Raw genomic sequence first — 17,550 nt, 5'->3', positions numbered from 1 at the left:
GGCAGGCTGCCCCTATGTCAAAACGCCACCCGATTATCGCTGTTACCGGCTCATCCGGGGCAGGTACCACCACCACCGGCCAGATTTTCAGCCGGATGTTTGCCAGTGAAGGCCTGAATGCGGCCATGGTCAGTGGTGACAGCTTTCACCGCTACAACCGGGAGCAGATGGCCCGGCTGGCGGCCAAGGGGCAGTTTGGCGAGCGGAACCACTTTGCCCTTGCGGCCAATCACATCGACAAGCTGGAAGCGCTGTTCTACGACTACGGTCACACCGGTAATGGTCGTTACCGACAGTATGTGCACGATGAAGACCGCAAACTGGTGGCGGCCGGCCACAAACCCGGAACCTTTACGCCCTGGGGGCCATTACCTGCGGATACGGACCTGTTGTTTTATGAGGGCCTGCATGGCGGCGTGGTCAGCGAAACCTGCAACATTGCCCAGTATGTGGACCTGCTGATCGGGGTGGTGCCCATCGTCAATCTCGAGTGGATCCAGAAGATCCACCGGGACACCCATAAGCGCGGATACAGTCAGGACGCGGTTGTGGAGACCATCATCAACCGCATGGACGATTACGTTCACGACATCGTGCCACAGTTTTCCCACACCCATATCAACTTCCAGCGCATTCCGCTGGTGGATACTTCCAATCCCTTCGTGGTCCGGGACGTACCCACCGAAGATGAGAGCATGTTGGTGATCCGGTTCCGGGATCCCTCGGAAGTTGAGTTTCCGTATCTGCTGCAGGTGATTTCCGGCAGTAGCCTGTCACGCCACGATACTCTGGTGATTCCGGGCACAAAAATGCCGCTGGCCATGGACCTGATTGTCAGGCCTATGGTCCAGCGGCTGATGGCCCGAAAGCCGTTCGCCTGAGCGCCGGCGGCTGTTAAGCGGTCAGGCGGCCATCCCGGTAATCACGAAGCGCCTGCTCAATTTCTTCCCGGGTGTTCATCACGAACGGACCATACTGAACCACTGGCTCACCGATGGGCTTGCCGGCAATCAGTAGCAGGCGTGCACCCGCGGTTCCGGCATGGAGATGGATCCCGTCCCCGTCACCGAGGATGTTGGCGGCACTGCGCTGCAGGTCCGCGTCACCGAGACGGGCGTCCCCCTCGTACAGGTACAGCATGCCGTTGTGAGTCTCCGGAACCGGCAGGGTAAGGCTGCCGCCGGAAGCCAGGTGAATGTCAGCGTACACCGGTTGGGTGCTGCGGTCGGGCATCGCCCCGCGATGGGATTGGCCATCGACCACCATTGCCCCGGCGATCAGCTTCACCGTGCCACCTTCAAAGCCGATCTCCGGGATCTCTTCGGGCTGGATGTCACGGTAACCGGCCTCGGTCATCTTTTCCGCGGCGGGCAGGTTCAGCCAGAGCTGGAAGCCGCGCATCACGCCTTGCTCCTGCTGGGGCATCTCCGAATGAATAATGCCACGGCCAGCGGTCATCCACTGCACGCCGCCGTTGTGCAGATTGCCACGGTTACCGAGATGATCCTCGTGGAGCATGTGCCCCTCAATCATGTAGGTCACGGTCTCAAATCCGCGATGGGGATGGGACGGAAAGCCGGCAATGTAGTCTGCCGCCTCGGCTGAGCCGAACTCGTCCAGCATCAGGAAAGGGTCCAGGCGAACATTTTGCCGCTGGCCAATGGAGCGTTTGATACGCACACCGGCACCGTCGGATGTTTCCAGTGCGGGAATAATCTGTTTCAGGGAGCGCAGGGTCATGGTGTCCTCCTCTCGTTTGCCCTGGTGACTATTTAATCGGGAGGAGAGGCGAGTATAAAACGCAGAAATCTGGCGGGTGACATCAAAAAAACTGAAGGACCGGTGGCGCCCTGTTCAGGACGCTACCGGTGAACACTTATTCCACGTTTCGGGAATAGAAAATCTCCAGCATTTCGCGGCGCAGGCGATCCTCAATGGACTGGGCTTCCCGTGGCTCAAGGTCACTGGCATTGACACCGAACACATAGTTATCAAGGTTGAAATTCTTCAGCATCATCTTGGTGTGGAACAGGTTTTCCTGGTACACATTCACATCGATCATCTGATACGCATTCTGGGTATCTTCGGTCAGATAGTTCTGGATCGAGTTGATGTCGTGATCGATGTAGTGTTTGGTGCCGTCCACGTCGCGGGTGAAGCCGCGGACACGGTAATCCACGGTGACCACATCGGAATCAAAGCTGTGGATCAGGTAGTTCAGCACCTTTAGCGGCGAAATCAGGCCGCAGGTGGACACGTCGATGTCTGCCCGGAACGTGCTTACGCCATCGTGGGGATGGCTTTCCGGGTAGGTGTGAACAGTGACATGGCTCTTGTCCAGGTGCGCCACAATGGTATCCGGCAGCGGGCCCGGAGATTCTTCGTTGTCGGGCTCTTCGCCACCGGTGAGTTCATGCTCGGCGATCAGCATGGTAACCGACGCGCCGTGAGGCTCATAATCCTGGCGTGCAATATTGAGGATATTGGCACCGATGATCTTGACCACGTCAGACAGGATCTGGGTAAGGCGCTCGGCGTTATACATTTCATCGATGTAGTCGATGTACGCTTCACGTTGTTCTTCGGTCTGCGCATAACAGATGTCGTAGATGTTAAAGCTCAGGGATTTGGTCAGGTTGTTAAAACCGTGCAGCTGGAGTTTTGATTCCATGCTCAGCCCCTCCGGATCGTGGAGATGAATGACTGCAGAGCTGCTGTTAGATGCTCTGCCGAGGCCGCCACCGACTACTGACCGGGTTGTTCACCTTTTGCGCAGACCGGCGGAGAGGGTGCGTATTATGCACACCGCAAGTGGCGTTGAATAGTATGTGCAATGACATTTTAGCATCCGTAACTTCCCATGCATCCGGCCTGCGGAGAATGGGCCGTAGAGGACCCTGAGCCGGATTTCCGGGGCTCCGGCCTGCCGGGCTATTGGGCCTCGCGGATTTCGTAACTGTGGGTAATTGCAACACCGGCCTTTTCGAGCATGATGGACGCCGAGCAATACTTCTCGGCCGAGAGGCTGACTGCCCGCTTGACCAGGTTTTCCTTCAACTGGCTACCGGTGACCACGAAGTGCAGGTGAATCCGGGTGAAGACCGCGGGAACTGCATCGGCCCGCTCCGCTTCGAGCTCGGCATGGCAGGCCGTCACGTCCTGTCGGCTTTTGTTGAGAATGCTCATGACATCGAAGGACGAGCAGCCACCCAGCCCCATCAGCAGCATCTCCATCGGGCGGGGGCCCAGATTCTGGCCACCATGATCGGGCGGGCCATCGAGCTGAACACTGTGGCCACTGCCACTGGTAACTTTGAAACTGGCGTTGCCGGTCCAGTCGACAGTTGCTTTCATGGGGTGTTTCTCCGTTGTGATTGCAGTTGGCCGGTGTTACACGCAGCGCTGATGTCGATCCTATGAGGCCGGATGCTAGCACAACCCGCGAGAGGGAGCAGCCGGGCCCGGATACATGTTGTATACTCTTTCCGGTTGCCCGCAACAGGCCTTCTTGTTATAAGTTGCGCAGTTTTGCAAGAAAAAAGAACGAACCGGCACGGAAAGCCGGGTGAATAACAAACAATGGGACCCGCCAGTATCTGAGGAGGCACGACTCGCATTATGGCCACTATCGTCAAGCCGGTTGAGCAGAAAACCAAGCATCTGGATTACTTCCTGTCACAGTGCCATCGTCGGCGCTATCCAGCCAAGAGTACGATCATTTACGCCGGGGACAAGAGTGACTCCCTGTTTTACATCGTCAAAGGCTCGGTAACCGTTATCATTGAAGATGACGACGGCCGCGAGATGATCATGGCCTATCTTAACGCCGGTGATTTTTTCGGTGAGATGGGCTTGTTCGACAACATGGATTCCCGCAGTGCCTGGGTGAAGGCCAAGACCGAATGCGAAGTGGCCGAAATCAGCTATACCAAGTTCCGGGAGATTGCCCAGCAGGATCCCCGGGTACTGTACTTCATTGGCGAGCAGATGGCCTCCCGGCTGCGCCAGACCACTCGCAAGGTGGGTGACCTGGCGTTCCTGGATGTCACCGGCCGTGTGGCGAGGACATTGCTCGACCTGTGCAAGGAACCCGATGCCATGACCCATCCGGATGGCATGCAGATCAAGATCACCCGCCAGGAAATTGGTCGCATTGTTGGCTGTTCCCGGGAGATGGTCGGTCGGGTCCTGAAAACCCTCGAAGATCAGGGGCTGGTGCGGGTCAAGGGCAAGACCATGGTGGTTTACGGAACCCGCTAAGGCAAACAGCGTCTCGTGGTGATTCAGTCGACAATCGCCACGGACTTGATCTGCATCCAGACGCTCCTTCCGGCCTCCAGATCTAACTGATGCAGTGACCGGGTTGTCAGGCGTGCCAGAAAAGGCGTCTGCCCCGCCAGAAGACGAACCATCGACGTGCCCGGTGTTACCTCCCGGGCAATTTCGTCAATGACTGCCGGTACCAGATTCTGAATGCTCTGATCCGGGTGCGCCGCCAGTGCGATACTGATGTCCCGCGCCAGAACCTGCACTCGTACCGGGTTTCCTGGCGATAGCCCGTCATGCAGGCGCAGCCACAACTCACCACCATCGAATCCCGCCCGGCATAGATGCCACTCAGGTTCAACCTGCTCAACGGTTGCGTTGAGAATCACGCCGGCATCCGCTTCAAGGCCGAATGGCTGGTCGGTCCGTGCCAGGGTTTCCTGAAGCGGCCCTTCGGCGATGACCCGGCCGTTGTCCATCATCACGATGTGATCTGCAAGGCGTGCGACTTCCGCGGTTGAATGGGATACATAGATCACCGGAATGGCGAGGCTCCCCCGCAGGTTCTCAAGATAAGGCATGATCTCCTGCTTGCTGGGCTGGTCCAGCGCTGACAGGGGCTCGTCCATCAGCAGCAGCCGGGGGCTGGTCAGCAGGGCCCGGGCAATGGCGACCCGCTGGCGTTCACCGCCGGAAAGTTTTGCCGGCATCCGGTTCAGCAGAGGCGTGAGCCCGAGCCAGTTTACCGCCTGATCGAAATGGATCCGGCGCTCAGCCGGAGGAATACGCCGGTAGCCATAGTTCAGGTTGCCGCGCACAGACAGGTGGGGAAACAGGCTGGTTTCCTGGAACACATAGGCCAGTGGACGCAGGTGCGTGGGCCGGGAGCCCGAGCTGTCCTGCCAGCAGTCGCCCGCGACATTCAGGTAACCCTCTGAGGTCTGTAGCCCGGCAATGCATCGCAACAGGGTGGTCTTGCCGCAGCCGGAGTGGCCAAACAGGGCGGTGACCCCTCCGGCGGGCAAAGACAGATCCACAGACAGCTGAAAGCTCTCCAAACGGCACTGGAAGCGGGCCTGGATGGGGCTCATCGGACCACCCCGGGGTACCGCCGGTTGTTCAGGGAGTAAAGGCTGACCAGTACCACGAAGGAGAACAACAGCATGCCGGCGGACAGCCAGTGAGCCTGGGTGTACTCCAGGGCTTCCACATGGTCGAAAATGGCAACCGAGAGCACTTTGGTTTCACCGGGAATGTTGCCGCCAATCATAAGGACCACGCCAAATTCGCCAATGGTGTGGGCAAAGGTGAGCACGGCCGCCGTCAGAAAGCCCGGGCGCGCCAGCGGTATGACCACCGAGAAGAAGCGATCCCGGGGCGAGGCCCTGAGCGTGGCCGCGACTTCCAGCAGGTTGTCGTTGATGGTCAGGAAGGCATTCTGCAGTGGCTGCACGGTGAAGGGCAGCGAATAGATGACTGAAGCCACCACCAGGCCTTCGAAGGTAAACGGCAGCAGACCAATGCCCAGGCTCTCCGTCAGCTGACCAATAGCGCCGTCGGGGCCCAGCAGTATCAGCAGATAAAAGCCAAGCACCGTCGGCGGCAAAACCAGTGGCAGGGCCACAAGGGCTGCGATCGGCTGGCGCGACCAGTGACGGCTGCGGGCGAGCCACCAGGCAATGGGCGTGCCGATTATGAGCAACAAGGCGGTGGTGATGCCGGCAAGTTTCAGGGTCAGCCAGACGGCCTGCCATTCCGGGCTCATGGATGCTCCGTTCGGTGAATCGGGTGGCCGACTCAGTCTGTCGGCATGGGTTCCGTATCGTAGCCGTCTTTTTCAATAATTGCCCGGGCCTCTTTGCTCTGGAGGAACGCAAGAAAGGCGGCCGCTCCCGCATTGTCTTTGCCACGCTTGAGTAGCTGAGCCTGTTGGGTAATCGGGCTGTGGAGGGACTGAGGCACCAGCCAAACTGACCCTCCCGGCTTGTTCCATGCACGGACCTGCGCCAGCGCCACAAAGCCGGCGCCGGCGTTGCCGGTTGCCACGAACTGAAAGGTCTGTGCGATGGAGTCGCCACTGACCAGCCTGGGCCGGACGGCTTCTGACAGATTCAGGTGATCGAACACTTCCATTGCGGCTATGCCGTAGGGGGCTGTCCTGGGGTTACCAATAGCGATCCGGGGGCCAGATGCCGAGGCCAGGAACGATTCCGGGTCAGAGAAAAGATTGTCTTCCCGGCTCCAGAGCACCAGCCGCCCTCTGGCGTAGGTGAAGCGCGTGCCCGCAACGCCGTCGCCTTCACGTTCCAGGCGTTCCGGCCGGGCCTGGTCGGCAGCAAGGAAAACATCGAACGGCGCGCCGTGACGAACCTGAGCATAAAGCTTGCCGGTTGAGCCATAGCTCGCACGGACCCTGTGCCCGGTCTGTTGCTCAAACCGGGGGATCAGTTTCTCCATGGTGCCGGTAAAATTGGCCGCGACCGCGGCGGTGACCATCGCTGCCTGGCTGCCTGCGGATGCCATTGTGAGCGAGAGGGCGATCAGGCCGGCACAGAGGCCTCTGAGTAGCGGGTGTTGACCGGAGTGCACTGCAAAATATGCTGCCATACTTCCCCTGAGTTGGTTTCATTGAGCATTTCATGACGGCCACCCTCGAACAGCCGGAGTGTGACCGTTTCAACGCCTGCCTCGCGAATGGCCTGAAAGTGGTGCCGGATGCCCTGGCCCATTTCTCCGACCGGATCTTCCGTGCCCGCAAACAGATGAACCGGCAGGTCTTTGCGCCACAGCGCCGGGTTGATGGACAGCATACCCTCAACGAAATCATGCCACAGCCCCGTCGTGCATTCGAACCCGCAAAGCGGATCGGCCAGGTATTTGTCCACTTGCTCCGGGTCGCGGCTCAGCCAGTCGCAGTCCGTGCGGTTGGGGCGGAACTGTTTATTGAACTTACCGAAGGTCATCCTGGCAATGGTCGCGCTGCGATGGCGTCGGCCGCGAAACAGCCTGATCAGGCCGATCAGGAATCCTGAGGCCAGAAGCCCGGGGCGGTGAATGCGGTTGGTGGCGCTGAGGATCAGGGTGTCCACTGCGTCGCCATGGCGCTGGACGCAACTCTGGGCGATGAACGAGCCCATGCTGTGGCCGAACAGGATCAGGGGCTTGCCCGGATATTGGTCCCGGGCAAAGCGGATTATCTGGTGCAGGTCTTCGACGACTTTGGGCCAGCCATTCTGATCGCTGTAATGACCCAGCTGCTCAGGTGTGCAGGTTGGGCCGTGGCCGCGGTGATCAAAGCTAACAACGGCGATGCCGTGATGGCACAGCCACTCGGCGAAACCGGCATATCGGCCGGCATGCTCCGCCATACCGTGGGAGATAACCAGGACTGCCCGGGGATGGCCAGGGGAAAACACAGTGCCGGAAACAATGTGGCCGTCAGCTGCGTTCAGCTTTAGTGGGAGTTTGTTCATCGTGCCTTCCCGGGTCCTTGTTATTCCTGTACGTTGCCGGGCGTTGCCACTCCGGCGGTTTCCATAAATGCTGGAGGTGAGACAATAATCTGCCTGGCTGTGCCATGTCGCGGAACAGGTCCACGTATTCGTGAGTCCAGAGCACAATCAGGTTAGTGGAATGCACCGGTCGGGTAATGCCGTACTCCGGGGCTCTCCGTTCATCCAGTGCCAGTTTGCCTTAACGGTTACCAGCGTAAATTTTCTCCAGTGTCTGGAGTTGAGGTTGCCACTGGTCCAGCCAGGCTTTGATGTCTTTCGGAATACGCCCCGGTTTGGGCCAGGGCACCGGGTATTCCGGGGGCTGGAACAGGGGTGCAAACAGCGCTGCGGCGGTCAGATCGGCCCGGGAAAAACGGTCGCCGACCAGAAACGCCTGTTGGCTGTATATGCCGGCCAGTTCGTTGAGCAGACCCTCCATGACCTGCCGGGACTTCCCAGCGGTTTTCTCGTTGATCTTCATCCATTGGCGCATGACTTCGTCAACCCGGCTGAAGGTCAGGCTCAGCAGTATCCGGTTATAGAACGGTGTACCGGCGGCCAGCATGGGCACAACGATTTTCGGGCGCTGGAGAAAGTGGTGGTAGGAGTAACAGCGAATGGCGGGCCCGGCCTCTTCATCCAGCCGATGCTCCCAGGCCAGCGCCTGCTTCCGCAATTCCGGATCATCCGGCGTTAGCGACCGTTCAGGAAAGGTCTCATCGAGATAGTCCAGAATCCGGGCCGAGCCCTGAACGATCTGCCCATCGTGGTCGAGCACCGGAACTGACGACGCCTTGCCCGTCAGTGTTCGTACGGTTTTTATATGCTGGCCGGGCAGCAGGTTGACGGTTTCATAGTTGAGCCCTTTAAAATCGAGGGCCCAGCGGATTTTCTCGCAGTAATGGGAAATGGCAAATTGGTAGAGTTTCAGCGCCATGGGTTGTCTCCTGAATCCGGCCCTTTAGCATAATGTCGGCGGCGCCGTATAAGAAGCCCTGCCTCGCGATTCCTTGGCGTTGGCCTTCGCGACCGTTGGGTTTTAAACTGTGCGTCTGTATTCATGTCTTCAAGGGAACTGACCATGTACTCAGGACGAGTTTTGATGCTGTCTGTCGTCACTGCCTCCGGACTTGCCGCCACTGCCTGCTCTTCCTTGCCCGAAGGCAGTAAGCGTGCTTCCGGGGTTTACTCGTGCGGGCAGCTCGAGATCGGGGTATCCGGCACTGAGGATAGCAAGCTGATCAGCGTAGACTATCTCGATCGGCGCATTTTGCTGAAGCCAGCGGAGAGTGCATCCGGTGCTCTGTATGTTGCTCCGGGAGATGAAACGACCCGTTTCTGGAACAAGGGTGAGAGAGCAACCCTGACCATACAGGGGCAGACCTATCCCGAATGTCTGCCTCCGGGTGGCCTGGAGATGCCTTTCGAGGCCAGGGGCAACGAACCTTTCTGGCATGTGACGATTGAGGGTCAGGAGCTTTTGCTGACGAGGCCCTACGAAGAGGAAAGGACCCGACGCATTCCGGTGGCGCTGCAGACCGCCAACCGGCACGGCCGGGAATTTGTTGCAACGCTGGATGATCTGTCAATTACTCTGACCGTTGCCCAGCAGCTCTGTGAGGACAGCATGTCGGGCGCCCAGTATCCGGCGCAGGTGCGCCTCGCCGTCAATGGCGGGGAGTTCAGTGGCTGTGGTGGCGATCCGCAACGCCTGTTCAGAGGTGCTGAATGGGTCGTGGAGAATCTCGCGGGCAGCGGAATCATTGATCGTTCGCAAATCACGATCGAGTTTCTTGAGGATAACCGGATTGCCGGCCGGTCCTCGTGTAACCGCTACACAGGCAGCTACAAGCTTGGCGGTGAAGGGATTGCCTTCGGACCGATGGCGATAACCCGGATGGCGTGTGCGCCCGTTCTGATGCGACAGGAGGATCGTTTTCTCAATCTGCTGGGGAGAGTCGCCTCAGCGAAAATCGGGCGAAAAGGGGAGTTGCGTCTGTCCACGCCGGAAGGCGATACGATTCGGGCTTTTCACTCCGGCCATGTAAGCCCGTAGCGGGCCATAATCTGCTCTATCCGCCCGGATTTCTTCAGGGCTCGTGTCCCTTCTGAAAGAAGGTCACTGAGCTCTTCTGAGTCCTGGTTCCCCGGAGAGAACGCGATGTAGATCGGGGCTTGGTGTATCACATCAGTCATCCGCAGGGCTATAGGGTTCCCCTGCTGCTGCAGTGCCAACTCCATGACCTCGCGGTCTTCCGGGAAAACATCCGAACGGTGTTTGTCCAGTAATTCGATTGCCCGGCTGAGGGGAGCCGGTCCGGACAGTATCCAGACCTTTCCGGGATCATCCTGATGTTCTGCAATGTAGGCATCAAGCTCGGGTGAATAGGAATAGCCGTTGATGGCCAGCAGGGTCAGATCGCTGAGAGAGTCTGTGCCTCTGTAATTCCAGGCGTTATCCGGATGGGTATACAGGGCCGTCGCCGTGTGGCCGGTAGCCTCCTCCGGGAAGACAAAATCCGGTACATCGCCGTGTAAGGCCCCGACAACACCATCAATGTACCCGTCACGGGCCTGCTGAATCGCCCGGGCCCAGCTCATATTGACGTACTCGACATCGACTCCGGCCAGCGCAAAGACTTCCCTGGCGATATCAACCATGTAACCCTCACGGTCTGAGCCGGCTTCACAGTTGTGGGGGCACCACGGATCTGCGCCAATAATGATCTTCTGGCGGGGTTGCGTTGCGCGGGCCGCCGGGGAAGTTTCACTCGCCTTTGCAGCCACTTCCGGAACCAGTGTTGATGGGTCCTCTGACTGTGAGCAGGCGACCAGGATGAGCGTAAAACACAGAACCAGGGCTCTTGACATGGTTGGAAAGCCGGTGTGCCGAAGGGGGTCGGCTTTACCTTGATCATAGACCCTGGCAGCGGTTTTGTAACCCTGCGGCGGCGTTCAGGCTGCGCTTTTACTCCGGTCTTCTGAGGCCGGGGTCGGTACCAGTGCAAGGGCGAGGTCTTTCATGTGCAGGGTGCCTACATGCTCCTGGTCCCGCATTACCCGGTAATTCAGAGACATATCGCCGCCGGATTTCAGGAGCACCGACTCCAGATTATCTTTCTCCGAGATGTCGCCAGCATAGGTGGCTTCACGGGAATCTGGCGGGCCCATCACTGAACGTACCCTGAGAACCCGTGCCCGGTTAATATCACTGATGAAGTCGACAATATACGGATCGCCCGGGTTGATCAGTATCTCCTGTGGATCACCTTGCTGGACGATTTCACCGTCCTTGAGAATTACCAGGTGGTCGGCCAGTTTCAGGGCTTCATCCAGATCGTGGGTGATGAACACGATGGTTTTTTTCAGCTCTTCCTGCAGTGCCAGCAGCAGGTCCTGCATGTCTGAACGGATCAGTGGGTCCAGCGCTGAAAAAGCTTCGTCCATCAGCATGATCGGTGCGTCGGAAACCAGCGCCCGGGCAATGCCCACGCGCTGTTGCATGCCGCCAGACAACTGGTGCGGATACTGGTATTCGTTACCTTCAAGGCCAACCCGGGCCAGCCATTTCCTGGCATCGGCTTCGAAGTCCGATGTGGTGTAGCCGCGGATATCCTTGGCCATCCCCGCGTTCTCCAGAACGGTCTTGTGGGGAAGCAGGGCGAATTTCTGGAATACCATGGACATGCGCTCCCGTCGGAGCTGACGAAGCTGTTCTTCGCTAAAGTTCATGATGTCCTCACCGTCGACCCGGATCTCGCCAGCGGTTGGATCAATCAGGCGGTTCAGGTGCCGGATCAGAGTCGATTTCCCGGAACCCGAGAGCCCCATGATCACGGTGATTTCGCCATCGTGCATATCCACATTGATGTCCCTCAGGCCAAGAACGTGTTTCTGCTGCTCCAGCAGATCGGCCTTGTTCATGCCCTGGCGAACATACTCAAGCGCCACATCCGGAGTGGGGCCGAAGATCTTGAACAGGTTTCTTATCGAAATCTTGATGTCTTTTGCCATGGGTCTTTCCTCACTGCTTCTGCGAAACGTTGATACGTGCCAGTGATGCCTTGGTTACCCGGTCGAGAATGACCGCCAGGATCACGATGCCCAGGCCGGATACCAGACCAACGCCCAGTTCCAGATTACGTATGCCACGCAGAACCAGCACCCCAAGCCCGGGCGCGGACACCAGGGAGGCGATAACAACCATGGCAAGGCTCATCATGATGGTCTGGTTCACACCCGCCATGATGTTGGGCAGGGCCAGCGGAATCTGGACCTTGTAGAGCTTTTGCCGGGGTGTCATGCCGAAGGCGTCGGCAGCTTCAATGACGTCCTTATCAACCAGCCGTATACCGAGATTGGTCAGCCGGATCACGGGAACGATGGCGTAGAGGATGATCGCGATGCCGTAGAGTTTTGATTCGGTGACACTGAACAGGAAAATCAGTGGGATCAGGTACACGAATGGCGGCAGCGTCTGCAGCATGTCCAGCACCGGTATGATCAGTCGCTGGAGTGTATTGCTTCGGGCCATGGCAATGCCGACCGGCACCCCGAGCAGCACACAGAGAAAAGCGCTGACAAGAATAATCGCCAGGGTTTGCATGGCGTAGTCGTAATAATCAATAAACGCCAGAAGCACGATGCTGCCCCCGACAAAAAGCATCAACTTCCAGGATTTGGTCACCATATAAACAACCGCCAGCAACAGTGGAATAATAATCCACCAGGGCGTGCTGAGCATGGCGTAAAGCGCGCCATCGAGGAGCCAGCTGAGTGGCTGGGTCAGTGGGTCGAGCACCAGGCTGAGGCTGTCCTTCACCGCCAGAAAACCCTGCTCAAGCCCCTTGGTCAGTTCCCGGGATTGGGGGAAGGCGGAACAGGACTCGTTCATTGCATCCATGGATGGGAACGGCAGTTCCCAAATCGATGTTGGTTCGGCGCTTTCTCCCCTGGTTTTGTTCAGCAAATCGGCCATCGACATGGGGCCGTCGCTTGTGCCTTCCGAGCACCATTTTTTAAGGCCTAATGATGAAAACAGGGAATCGTAGGTTGCCATGGGCGGTCAGTCTCTCCTGCGCGCGTCTGAAATCAGATCGGTTTTCGGGAAACTGCCCGGGACATGTCAGGGAAGATGTCCCGGGCGGGGCAGGTTGATCAGTTGTTGAGAATCTTGGCCAGCCGTTGTCTGGCCGAGTCGTTCAGCCAGGTTGACCATTCGTCACTGTTGTTGCTGAGATAATACACAGCAGCCTCCTCACCAGAGGCATTGTTGGCGTCCATCCATGCCAGAACCGAGCTCATGGTGGAGGTTTTGAACGTCAGCTTGCTGAGCATCTCGGCAACGTCCGGTTCACGCTCTTTGAAATCCTTGGTTACCGACGTCAGGACGGTCGCTGCCGGGAATTCGGAAACGCCCGGATTTTTCGCATTGGCGGTCTGGTTTTTCGTGTGCACTTCGGGCTTGTATTCGCCCAGCTCAACCCGGGTCATGTCGTACTTGCCCAGAGGCACGGTCGGCCCCCAATAGTAGCCGAACCAGGGCTCTTTCTTCTGTACGGCCGACGCCATGGAAGACGCCAGAGTTTCACCAGAACCGTGGTTAAAGACTTTGATGCCGGACCCTTTCAGGTCCAGCGCCCGAATCAGGTTATCGCTGACAACCCGGCAGCCCCAGCCGTCCGGACAGTTGTTGAATGTGCCTCCCACCAGTTCCGGATTGGCCATCACGCCTTCGATGGTGGTGAGTTCGGGGTTCTTTTCCGCGAGGTAGGTCGGAATCCACCAGCCTTCAATGCCGCCTGGATCCAGCACCTTGCCGAGCCGCTCTACCTTGCCCTGTTCTTCCAGGCGCAGGTAGGCTTCGCCCGCCGAGTTCAGCCACAGCTCGGTAACAATGTCCGGTTCGCCATTTTCGGCAACCGAGGTCACCGCGGGCACGGTGTCGGATGGAACAATAGTCACGTCGCAGCCGTAACCCTGCTCCATAATGAATTTGGCCACGTTGGTAACGACCGTATTGGAAGCCCAGCTCATCTCGGTGATGGATACCTCGCCGCAATCGGCCTGGGCCATGGCGGGTATTGAAAGCGCGCAAAGTATTGCAGCAGACGTAAGCTTTCGCATAGTCACTTCTCCTTTTTCAGGGTTTGTGATTCTTTGAGGGTGTTGTCGGTGCTATTTCCGATACAGGTTCCGATATAAGGGGGCCGCGATCCGCAAGGATCGGGAAAACAGCAGTTTTATTGTCGTTGTTATGGTCGAACAAATCAGTGAGTCTCGGTTAATACGTAAATATAAGGATAACGAACCTCAGCTCAGTTACAAGGGCGTATTCTGAATCCGTCTTTACCGGAGACATGTTCTGCCTCCCGGCGGACCGTCAACAAGTTGTAGCAATCATTTGTGGGATTACTTCTACAAATAGGTGAACCGTGAAAATGCCGGCGTTTTCCTGCCACGAAAACTGGTTGCCGGCCCGGGAAGAGGAGTCCATGCTGAGAGAGGCCGCCATCATGCACTGGTATCGGGATTCTCAATAGCATGCACTGGATTCTGTTGCGGGGTCTGACACGGGAGCGGGCGCACTGGGGAGGCTTTCCGGCCTGCCTGCAGGAAACGTTTCCGGACCACCACTTTCACACCGTCGATCTGCCTGGTACGGGTGTGCACTATCGGGATCCCAGTCCGGCCTCCGTGGCCGGTATTCGTGAGAAAGTGCGTGAGCAGGTAAGTCATATTCCCAAGCCATTCAGTCTGCTGGCGCTCTCCATGGGAGGGATGGTTGCTCTGGACTGGGCCCAGAACGTCTCCGAAGGTGAAATTCAGAATCTGATCCTGATCAACACCAGTTCCGGCTTCAGCCCGACGTGGCAACGGATGCGTCCAGGGGCCTGGCTCCGGATTCTAAGGTTGTTGGGCCGCAAGGAACTGTTTGACCGGGAGCGGGACATCCTCAGGCTTACCTGCAATCATGAGGTTCCGTTGTCCCTGGCGAAACAGTGGTATAGCATCCAGCGCCAGCGCCCGGTCAGCACCCGCAATGCCGTGAACCAGCTGGCTGCGGCTGCGCGGTACCTGCCGGGGCAGAAGCGCCCCCTGCCGGATGCCCTGTTGCTGGCCAGCCGTGGTGACCGCATTGTTCACTGGCGTTGCAGTGCTGCCCTGGAAGAACGCTGGCAATGGACATTGAAACTGCACCCCGATGCCGGCCATGACCTGCCACTGGATGAGCCGGAGTGGATCATCCGGCAGGTTCGCAACTGGTTGTACCGATAGCATTGGTTGCTTGACGCAACTCTTCTTTCCGGTCAGTCTTTCGTCTTTCCGGTCAGTCTTTCGCTTTTGACCTTTTACACCGCCAGACATCATCAGGAACGGAGCCGATAACAATGAAAATCTTCGAGACCAAGACCGCCCCCAATCCCCGCCGCGTGCGTATGTTCATGGCCGAAAAAGGCCTGCTCGACAAGGCGGAATTCATCGAGATCGACCTGCAGAAGGGTGAAAACCTGACACCCGAATATGTCGCCCGCAATCCCATGAAAAAAGTGCCGGTGATGGAGCTGGACGATGGCACCTGCATTGCCGAAACCATGGCGATCTGCCGCTACTTCGAAGAGAGCTATCCGGATACGCCCAGCCTGCTGGGCGACACCCCGCTGGAAAAGGCGCAGCTTGAGCAGTGGCTGCGCTGGATCGAATATTACTTTTTCATGCCCACCGCCATGTGTTTCCAGCACACCACCGGCTACTTCAAGGACCGGATGAACCCGGTCAAGGAATGGGGCGAGGAATGCGGCAGGAGCGTGGAGAAGTTCATGCATTTTCTGGATAAGCACCTGGCGGACAAGGAATACATCTGCCTTGGCCGGTTCACGGCTGCGGATATCAACGCCTTCACCGCCCTCGCCTTTGCCCGGGTGGTGAACATTCGTATCAAGCCGGAGCAGGCCAACCTCCAGGCCTGGTATGACCGCATCAAGGCGCGTCCTTCTGCCCAGGCCTGAGCCCCCGGCTTCACAGGGCTCACTGTCGGCGTGCCGAAGCGCTGGTGAAGCACGCCCAACATGGTCACCCGATAAACCGTACAAAGTTCAGGAAGGATAATGACAGGCCAGGATTCACGTCTTCAATGCGCGCTTAAAGCCATCGACCAGGCAAACCAGGCGGACCCGAACCGGGAGCAGTTTGGCGATGAGCGTCTGCCCAAGGAATATGCCTACAGCCTGCACATGACGCGCTGGCTGTTCGAGCTGGAGGCCGAACCCTCCGAGCGCATGCAGATCGCCTGCCGGGCCCAGCACATCGAGCGCTGGACGATGCCCCGCAAGGATTATCCGGAGGGCCGCAAGGCCTACTATCAATGGCGCCAGGCCTGCGGCCGGATGCATGGCCGGCGGGCGGCGGAGATTATGGCGGACTGTGGCTACCCTGCGGATGAATGCGAGCGGGTGGAGACGATTCTCACCAAGCGCGAACTCAGGCAGGATGAGGACACCCAGCTGCTGGAGGATGTTGCCTGCATGGTTTTCCTCGAGCGGTACTTCGCGGATTTCTATGAGGAGAAAGCGGAGTACGACCGGGAGAAGTGGTTACGCATCGTGCGCCGGACCTGGGGCAAGATGTCGCCCCGGGGGCATGAGGCGGCGCTGAAGCTGGCTGAGGGAATGCCTGCCCATCTTCTGGAACTCTTGCAGGAGGCATTGGCGAAGCCTGGGTAATAATGCCTTTTGCATATTTTGGTGCACAGGCCAGCGGGTACGACCTGCCAAAATACGCTGTGAATACGTCCCTGTACGCTCGGCTCCGCCATCCATGGCTCCGCACGATTTTGGCAGGTCGTACCCACTGGCCTGTTCAGGCTTGAGAGTTAGCCTTCTGGAAAAAACAGCTCTCGCAACTTCTGACCAGGCTCTTCAGCCCGCATAAACGATTCGCCGACCAAAAAGCCATAAATGCCTCGTGAGGTCATGGCGCCCACGTCATTTCTGGTCATAATGCCGCTTTCGGTGATGGTCAGCCGGTCCTGAGAGATCCGTTCGTGCAGATCGAAGGTGGTGTCCAGAGACACGTCGAAGGTGTGCAGGTTGCGGTTGTTGATGCCGACCAGGGGTGTTTTCAGGGTCAGCGCATCGTCCAGTTCCTCGCCGTCGTGCACTTCCACCAGCACGTCCAGACCGATGTCGTGGGCGATGCCTTCCAGTTCCTGCATCTGGTCTTTGGTCAGGCAGGCGGCGATCAGCAGGATGCAGTCCGCGCCGATGGCCCGGCTTTCGTAGACCTGGTAGGGCGCGACCATGAAGTCCTTTCGGATCACCGGCAGGCTGCAGGCGTTGCGGGCGGCAACCAAGTAGCCCTCGTGGCCCTGGAAGAAGTCTTTGTCGGTGAGCACGGACAGACAGGCGGCGCCGCCTTTTTCGTAGCTTTCGGCAATGACTTCCGGTTCGAAGGGGTCACGGAGGATGCCCTTGCTGGGGGAGGCTTTCTTGATTTCGGCGATGACCGCAGGGGTTCTGGATTCAATTCGCGTGCGCAGGGCGTTTGCGAAGCCCCTTGCAGACGGCTGGTCTCCAGCCATGGCCTTCAGGTCATCGATGCTGACCTTAGGCTTGCGCTCATCAATTTCTTCCCATTTGCGATCCACAATATTCAGAAGAATCGTGGGTGTCTTGTCCAAATGTCTGTCAGTCATCTCATGCCTGCGGAATTGGGTGCTGGAGCCGGTGCTGGGGGCCTTTCCAAAACACGCCCGCAAGTACGTCCCTGTAGGGCTTGGCGGTAGCCATCC

19 protein-coding genes are annotated in these 17,550 nt (G+C 58.2%); 6 read left to right on the top strand and 13 right to left on the bottom strand.

What is annotated here, in order from left to right; genetic code table 11:
* The first annotated feature begins 14 nt into the window (after positions 1 to 14).
* Entirely contained in the window at positions 15 to 881 is an 867-nt protein-coding gene (locus NLK58_RS11205) for a phosphoribulokinase (RefSeq protein ID WP_117618622.1), read from the top strand.
* Positions 882 to 894: 13 nt separating this feature from the next.
* Here the strand turns inward: NLK58_RS11205 and NLK58_RS11200 are convergent, their stop codons facing one another.
* From NLK58_RS11200 to NLK58_RS11190, 3 genes are all read right to left on the bottom strand, one after another.
* Positions 895 to 1,740, bottom strand: a complete 846-nt coding sequence (locus tag NLK58_RS11200; RefSeq protein WP_117618621.1) for a pirin family protein — start codon at positions 1,738 to 1,740, stop codon at positions 895 to 897.
* Positions 1,741 to 1,876: 136 nt separating this feature from the next.
* Positions 1,877 to 2,671 (bottom strand): adenosylmethionine decarboxylase, encoded by a 795-nt coding sequence (gene speD / locus NLK58_RS11195; protein WP_117618620.1) that lies wholly within the window; start codon positions 2,669 to 2,671, stop codon positions 1,877 to 1,879.
* 260 nt (positions 2,672 to 2,931) lie between these two features.
* On the bottom strand, positions 2,932 to 3,354 hold the full coding sequence (locus NLK58_RS11190; RefSeq protein ID WP_117618619.1) for an OsmC family protein: 423 nt from the start codon (positions 3,352 to 3,354) through the stop codon (positions 2,932 to 2,934).
* A 264-nt stretch (positions 3,355 to 3,618) separates the two neighbouring features.
* On the opposite strand from NLK58_RS11190, the gene crp reads away from it, so the two are divergent.
* On the top strand, positions 3,619 to 4,260 hold the full coding sequence (gene crp, locus NLK58_RS11185) for a cAMP-activated global transcriptional regulator CRP (protein WP_007153756.1): 642 nt from the start codon (positions 3,619 to 3,621) through the stop codon (positions 4,258 to 4,260).
* A gap of 23 nt (positions 4,261 to 4,283) precedes the next feature.
* Here the strand turns inward: crp and modC are convergent, their stop codons facing one another.
* From modC to NLK58_RS11160, 5 genes are all read right to left on the bottom strand, one after another.
* Positions 4,284 to 5,357 (bottom strand): molybdenum ABC transporter ATP-binding protein, encoded by a 1,074-nt coding sequence (gene modC / locus NLK58_RS11180; RefSeq protein WP_341580774.1) that lies wholly within the window; start codon positions 5,355 to 5,357, stop codon positions 4,284 to 4,286.
* Positions 5,354 to 6,031 (bottom strand): molybdate ABC transporter permease subunit, encoded by a 678-nt coding sequence (gene modB / locus NLK58_RS11175; RefSeq protein ID WP_117618617.1) that lies wholly within the window; start codon positions 6,029 to 6,031, stop codon positions 5,354 to 5,356. Before modB ends, modC begins: the two co-directional genes overlap by 4 nt.
* Positions 6,032 to 6,063: 32 nt before the next feature.
* The gene (gene modA, locus NLK58_RS11170; protein ID WP_117618616.1) at positions 6,064 to 6,873 is read right to left on the bottom strand and encodes a molybdate ABC transporter substrate-binding protein; all 810 of its coding nucleotides are present in this window, start codon (positions 6,871 to 6,873) and stop codon (positions 6,064 to 6,066) included.
* Positions 6,807 to 7,739: an alpha/beta hydrolase gene (locus NLK58_RS11165; RefSeq protein ID WP_117618615.1), complete on the bottom strand. Its 933-nt coding sequence runs from the start codon at positions 7,737 to 7,739 to the stop codon at positions 6,807 to 6,809. Before NLK58_RS11165 ends, modA begins: the two co-directional genes overlap by 67 nt.
* A 220-nt stretch (positions 7,740 to 7,959) precedes the next feature.
* The gene (locus NLK58_RS11160; RefSeq protein ID WP_117618614.1) at positions 7,960 to 8,697 is read right to left on the bottom strand and encodes a glutathione S-transferase family protein; all 738 of its coding nucleotides are present in this window, start codon (positions 8,695 to 8,697) and stop codon (positions 7,960 to 7,962) included.
* Positions 8,698 to 8,841: 144 nt separating this feature from the next.
* Between NLK58_RS11160 and NLK58_RS11155 the strand changes: the two genes are divergently transcribed.
* Positions 8,842 to 9,816, top strand: coding sequence for an META domain-containing protein (locus tag NLK58_RS11155; protein ID WP_227539258.1), 975 nt, complete (start codon positions 8,842 to 8,844; stop codon positions 9,814 to 9,816).
* On the opposite strand, the gene NLK58_RS11150 is transcribed toward NLK58_RS11155, so the two are convergent.
* The 4 genes from NLK58_RS11150 to NLK58_RS11135 all read right to left on the bottom strand — a co-directional run bounded on the left by NLK58_RS11150 (position 9,792) and on the right by NLK58_RS11135 (position 13,886).
* The gene (locus NLK58_RS11150) at positions 9,792 to 10,631 is read right to left on the bottom strand and encodes an ABC transporter substrate-binding protein (RefSeq protein WP_117618612.1); all 840 of its coding nucleotides are present in this window, start codon (positions 10,629 to 10,631) and stop codon (positions 9,792 to 9,794) included. The two genes, NLK58_RS11155 and NLK58_RS11150, sit on opposite strands and share 25 nt — an antisense overlap.
* Positions 10,632 to 10,715: 84 nt before the next feature.
* A complete protein-coding gene (locus NLK58_RS11145; RefSeq protein ID WP_117618611.1) occupies positions 10,716 to 11,774 on the bottom strand; it encodes a glycine betaine/L-proline ABC transporter ATP-binding protein in 1,059 nt (352 codons plus the stop codon).
* 10 nt (positions 11,775 to 11,784) lie between these two features.
* Complete coding sequence (locus NLK58_RS11140; protein ID WP_341580773.1) at positions 11,785 to 12,819, bottom strand: ABC transporter permease subunit; 1,035 nt, start codon at positions 12,817 to 12,819, stop codon at positions 11,785 to 11,787.
* A gap of 98 nt (positions 12,820 to 12,917) precedes the next feature.
* Positions 12,918 to 13,886: an ABC transporter substrate-binding protein gene (locus NLK58_RS11135; protein WP_117618609.1), complete on the bottom strand. Its 969-nt coding sequence runs from the start codon at positions 13,884 to 13,886 to the stop codon at positions 12,918 to 12,920.
* A 417-nt stretch (positions 13,887 to 14,303) separates the two neighbouring features.
* On the opposite strand from NLK58_RS11135, the gene NLK58_RS11130 reads away from it, so the two are divergent.
* The 3 genes from NLK58_RS11130 (at position 14,304) to NLK58_RS11120 (ending at position 16,483) form a co-directional block, all read left to right on the top strand.
* Positions 14,304 to 15,038: an alpha/beta hydrolase gene (locus tag NLK58_RS11130; protein WP_341580772.1), complete on the top strand. Its 735-nt coding sequence runs from the start codon at positions 14,304 to 14,306 to the stop codon at positions 15,036 to 15,038.
* 113 nt (positions 15,039 to 15,151) lie between these two features.
* On the top strand, positions 15,152 to 15,769 hold the full coding sequence (locus NLK58_RS11125; RefSeq protein WP_117618607.1) for a glutathione S-transferase family protein: 618 nt from the start codon (positions 15,152 to 15,154) through the stop codon (positions 15,767 to 15,769).
* 99 nt (positions 15,770 to 15,868) lie between these two features.
* Entirely contained in the window at positions 15,869 to 16,483 is a 615-nt protein-coding gene (locus tag NLK58_RS11120; protein ID WP_117618606.1) for a DUF4202 domain-containing protein, read from the top strand.
* Positions 16,484 to 16,632: 149 nt separating this feature from the next.
* Here NLK58_RS11120 and trpC read toward each other — a convergent pair whose 3' ends face one another.
* On the bottom strand, positions 16,633 to 17,454 hold the full coding sequence (trpC, locus tag NLK58_RS11115; protein WP_341580771.1) for an indole-3-glycerol phosphate synthase TrpC: 822 nt from the start codon (positions 17,452 to 17,454) through the stop codon (positions 16,633 to 16,635).
* Positions 17,455 to 17,550 lie beyond the last annotated feature (96 nt).

The organism is Marinobacter metalliresistant (assembly GCF_038098645.1).
GTDB classification, from domain to species: Bacteria; Pseudomonadota; Gammaproteobacteria; order Pseudomonadales; family Oleiphilaceae; genus Marinobacter; species Marinobacter metalliresistant.
The sequence above is the reverse complement of the archived record's forward strand: the minus strand, read 5'-3'. Positions and strand labels throughout refer to the sequence as shown.

Bases quoted from the DNA above. Each gene is read 5' to 3' on its own strand.
- NLK58_RS11190 (WP_117618619.1), bottom strand. From the start codon at position 3,354: ATGAAAGCAACTGTCGACTGGACCGGCAACGCCAGTTTCAAAGTTACC.
- NLK58_RS11155 (WP_227539258.1), top strand. From the start codon at position 8,842: ATGTACTCAGGACGAGTTTTGATGCTGTCTGTCGTCACTGCCTCCGGA.
- NLK58_RS11150 (WP_117618612.1), bottom strand. From the start codon at position 10,631: ATGTCAAGAGCCCTGGTTCTGTGTTTTACGCTCATCCTGGTCGCCTGC.
- modB (WP_117618617.1), bottom strand. From the start codon at position 6,031: ATGAGCCCGGAATGGCAGGCCGTCTGGCTGACCCTGAAACTTGCCGGC.
- NLK58_RS11165 (WP_117618615.1), bottom strand. From the start codon at position 7,739: ATGAACAAACTCCCACTAAAGCTGAACGCAGCTGACGGCCACATTGTT.
- modA (WP_117618616.1), bottom strand. From the start codon at position 6,873: ATGGCAGCATATTTTGCAGTGCACTCCGGTCAACACCCGCTACTCAGA.
- NLK58_RS11205 (WP_117618622.1), top strand. From the start codon at position 15: ATGTCAAAACGCCACCCGATTATCGCTGTTACCGGCTCATCCGGGGCA.
- speD (WP_117618620.1), bottom strand. From the start codon at position 2,671: ATGGAATCAAAACTCCAGCTGCACGGTTTTAACAACCTGACCAAATCC.
- trpC (WP_341580771.1), bottom strand. From the start codon at position 17,454: ATGACTGACAGACATTTGGACAAGACACCCACGATTCTTCTGAATATT.
- modC (WP_341580774.1), bottom strand. From the start codon at position 5,357: ATGAGCCCCATCCAGGCCCGCTTCCAGTGCCGTTTGGAGAGCTTTCAG.
- NLK58_RS11145 (WP_117618611.1), bottom strand. From the start codon at position 11,774: ATGGCAAAAGACATCAAGATTTCGATAAGAAACCTGTTCAAGATCTTC.
- crp (WP_007153756.1), top strand. From the start codon at position 3,619: ATGGCCACTATCGTCAAGCCGGTTGAGCAGAAAACCAAGCATCTGGAT.
- NLK58_RS11140 (WP_341580773.1), bottom strand. From the start codon at position 12,819: ATGGCAACCTACGATTCCCTGTTTTCATCATTAGGCCTTAAAAAATGG.
- NLK58_RS11125 (WP_117618607.1), top strand. From the start codon at position 15,152: ATGAAAATCTTCGAGACCAAGACCGCCCCCAATCCCCGCCGCGTGCGT.
- NLK58_RS11200 (WP_117618621.1), bottom strand. From the start codon at position 1,740: ATGACCCTGCGCTCCCTGAAACAGATTATTCCCGCACTGGAAACATCC.
- NLK58_RS11130 (WP_341580772.1), top strand. From the start codon at position 14,304: ATGCACTGGATTCTGTTGCGGGGTCTGACACGGGAGCGGGCGCACTGG.
- NLK58_RS11135 (WP_117618609.1), bottom strand. From the start codon at position 13,886: ATGCGAAAGCTTACGTCTGCTGCAATACTTTGCGCGCTTTCAATACCC.
- NLK58_RS11160 (WP_117618614.1), bottom strand. From the start codon at position 8,697: ATGGCGCTGAAACTCTACCAATTTGCCATTTCCCATTACTGCGAGAAA.
- NLK58_RS11120 (WP_117618606.1), top strand. From the start codon at position 15,869: ATGACAGGCCAGGATTCACGTCTTCAATGCGCGCTTAAAGCCATCGAC.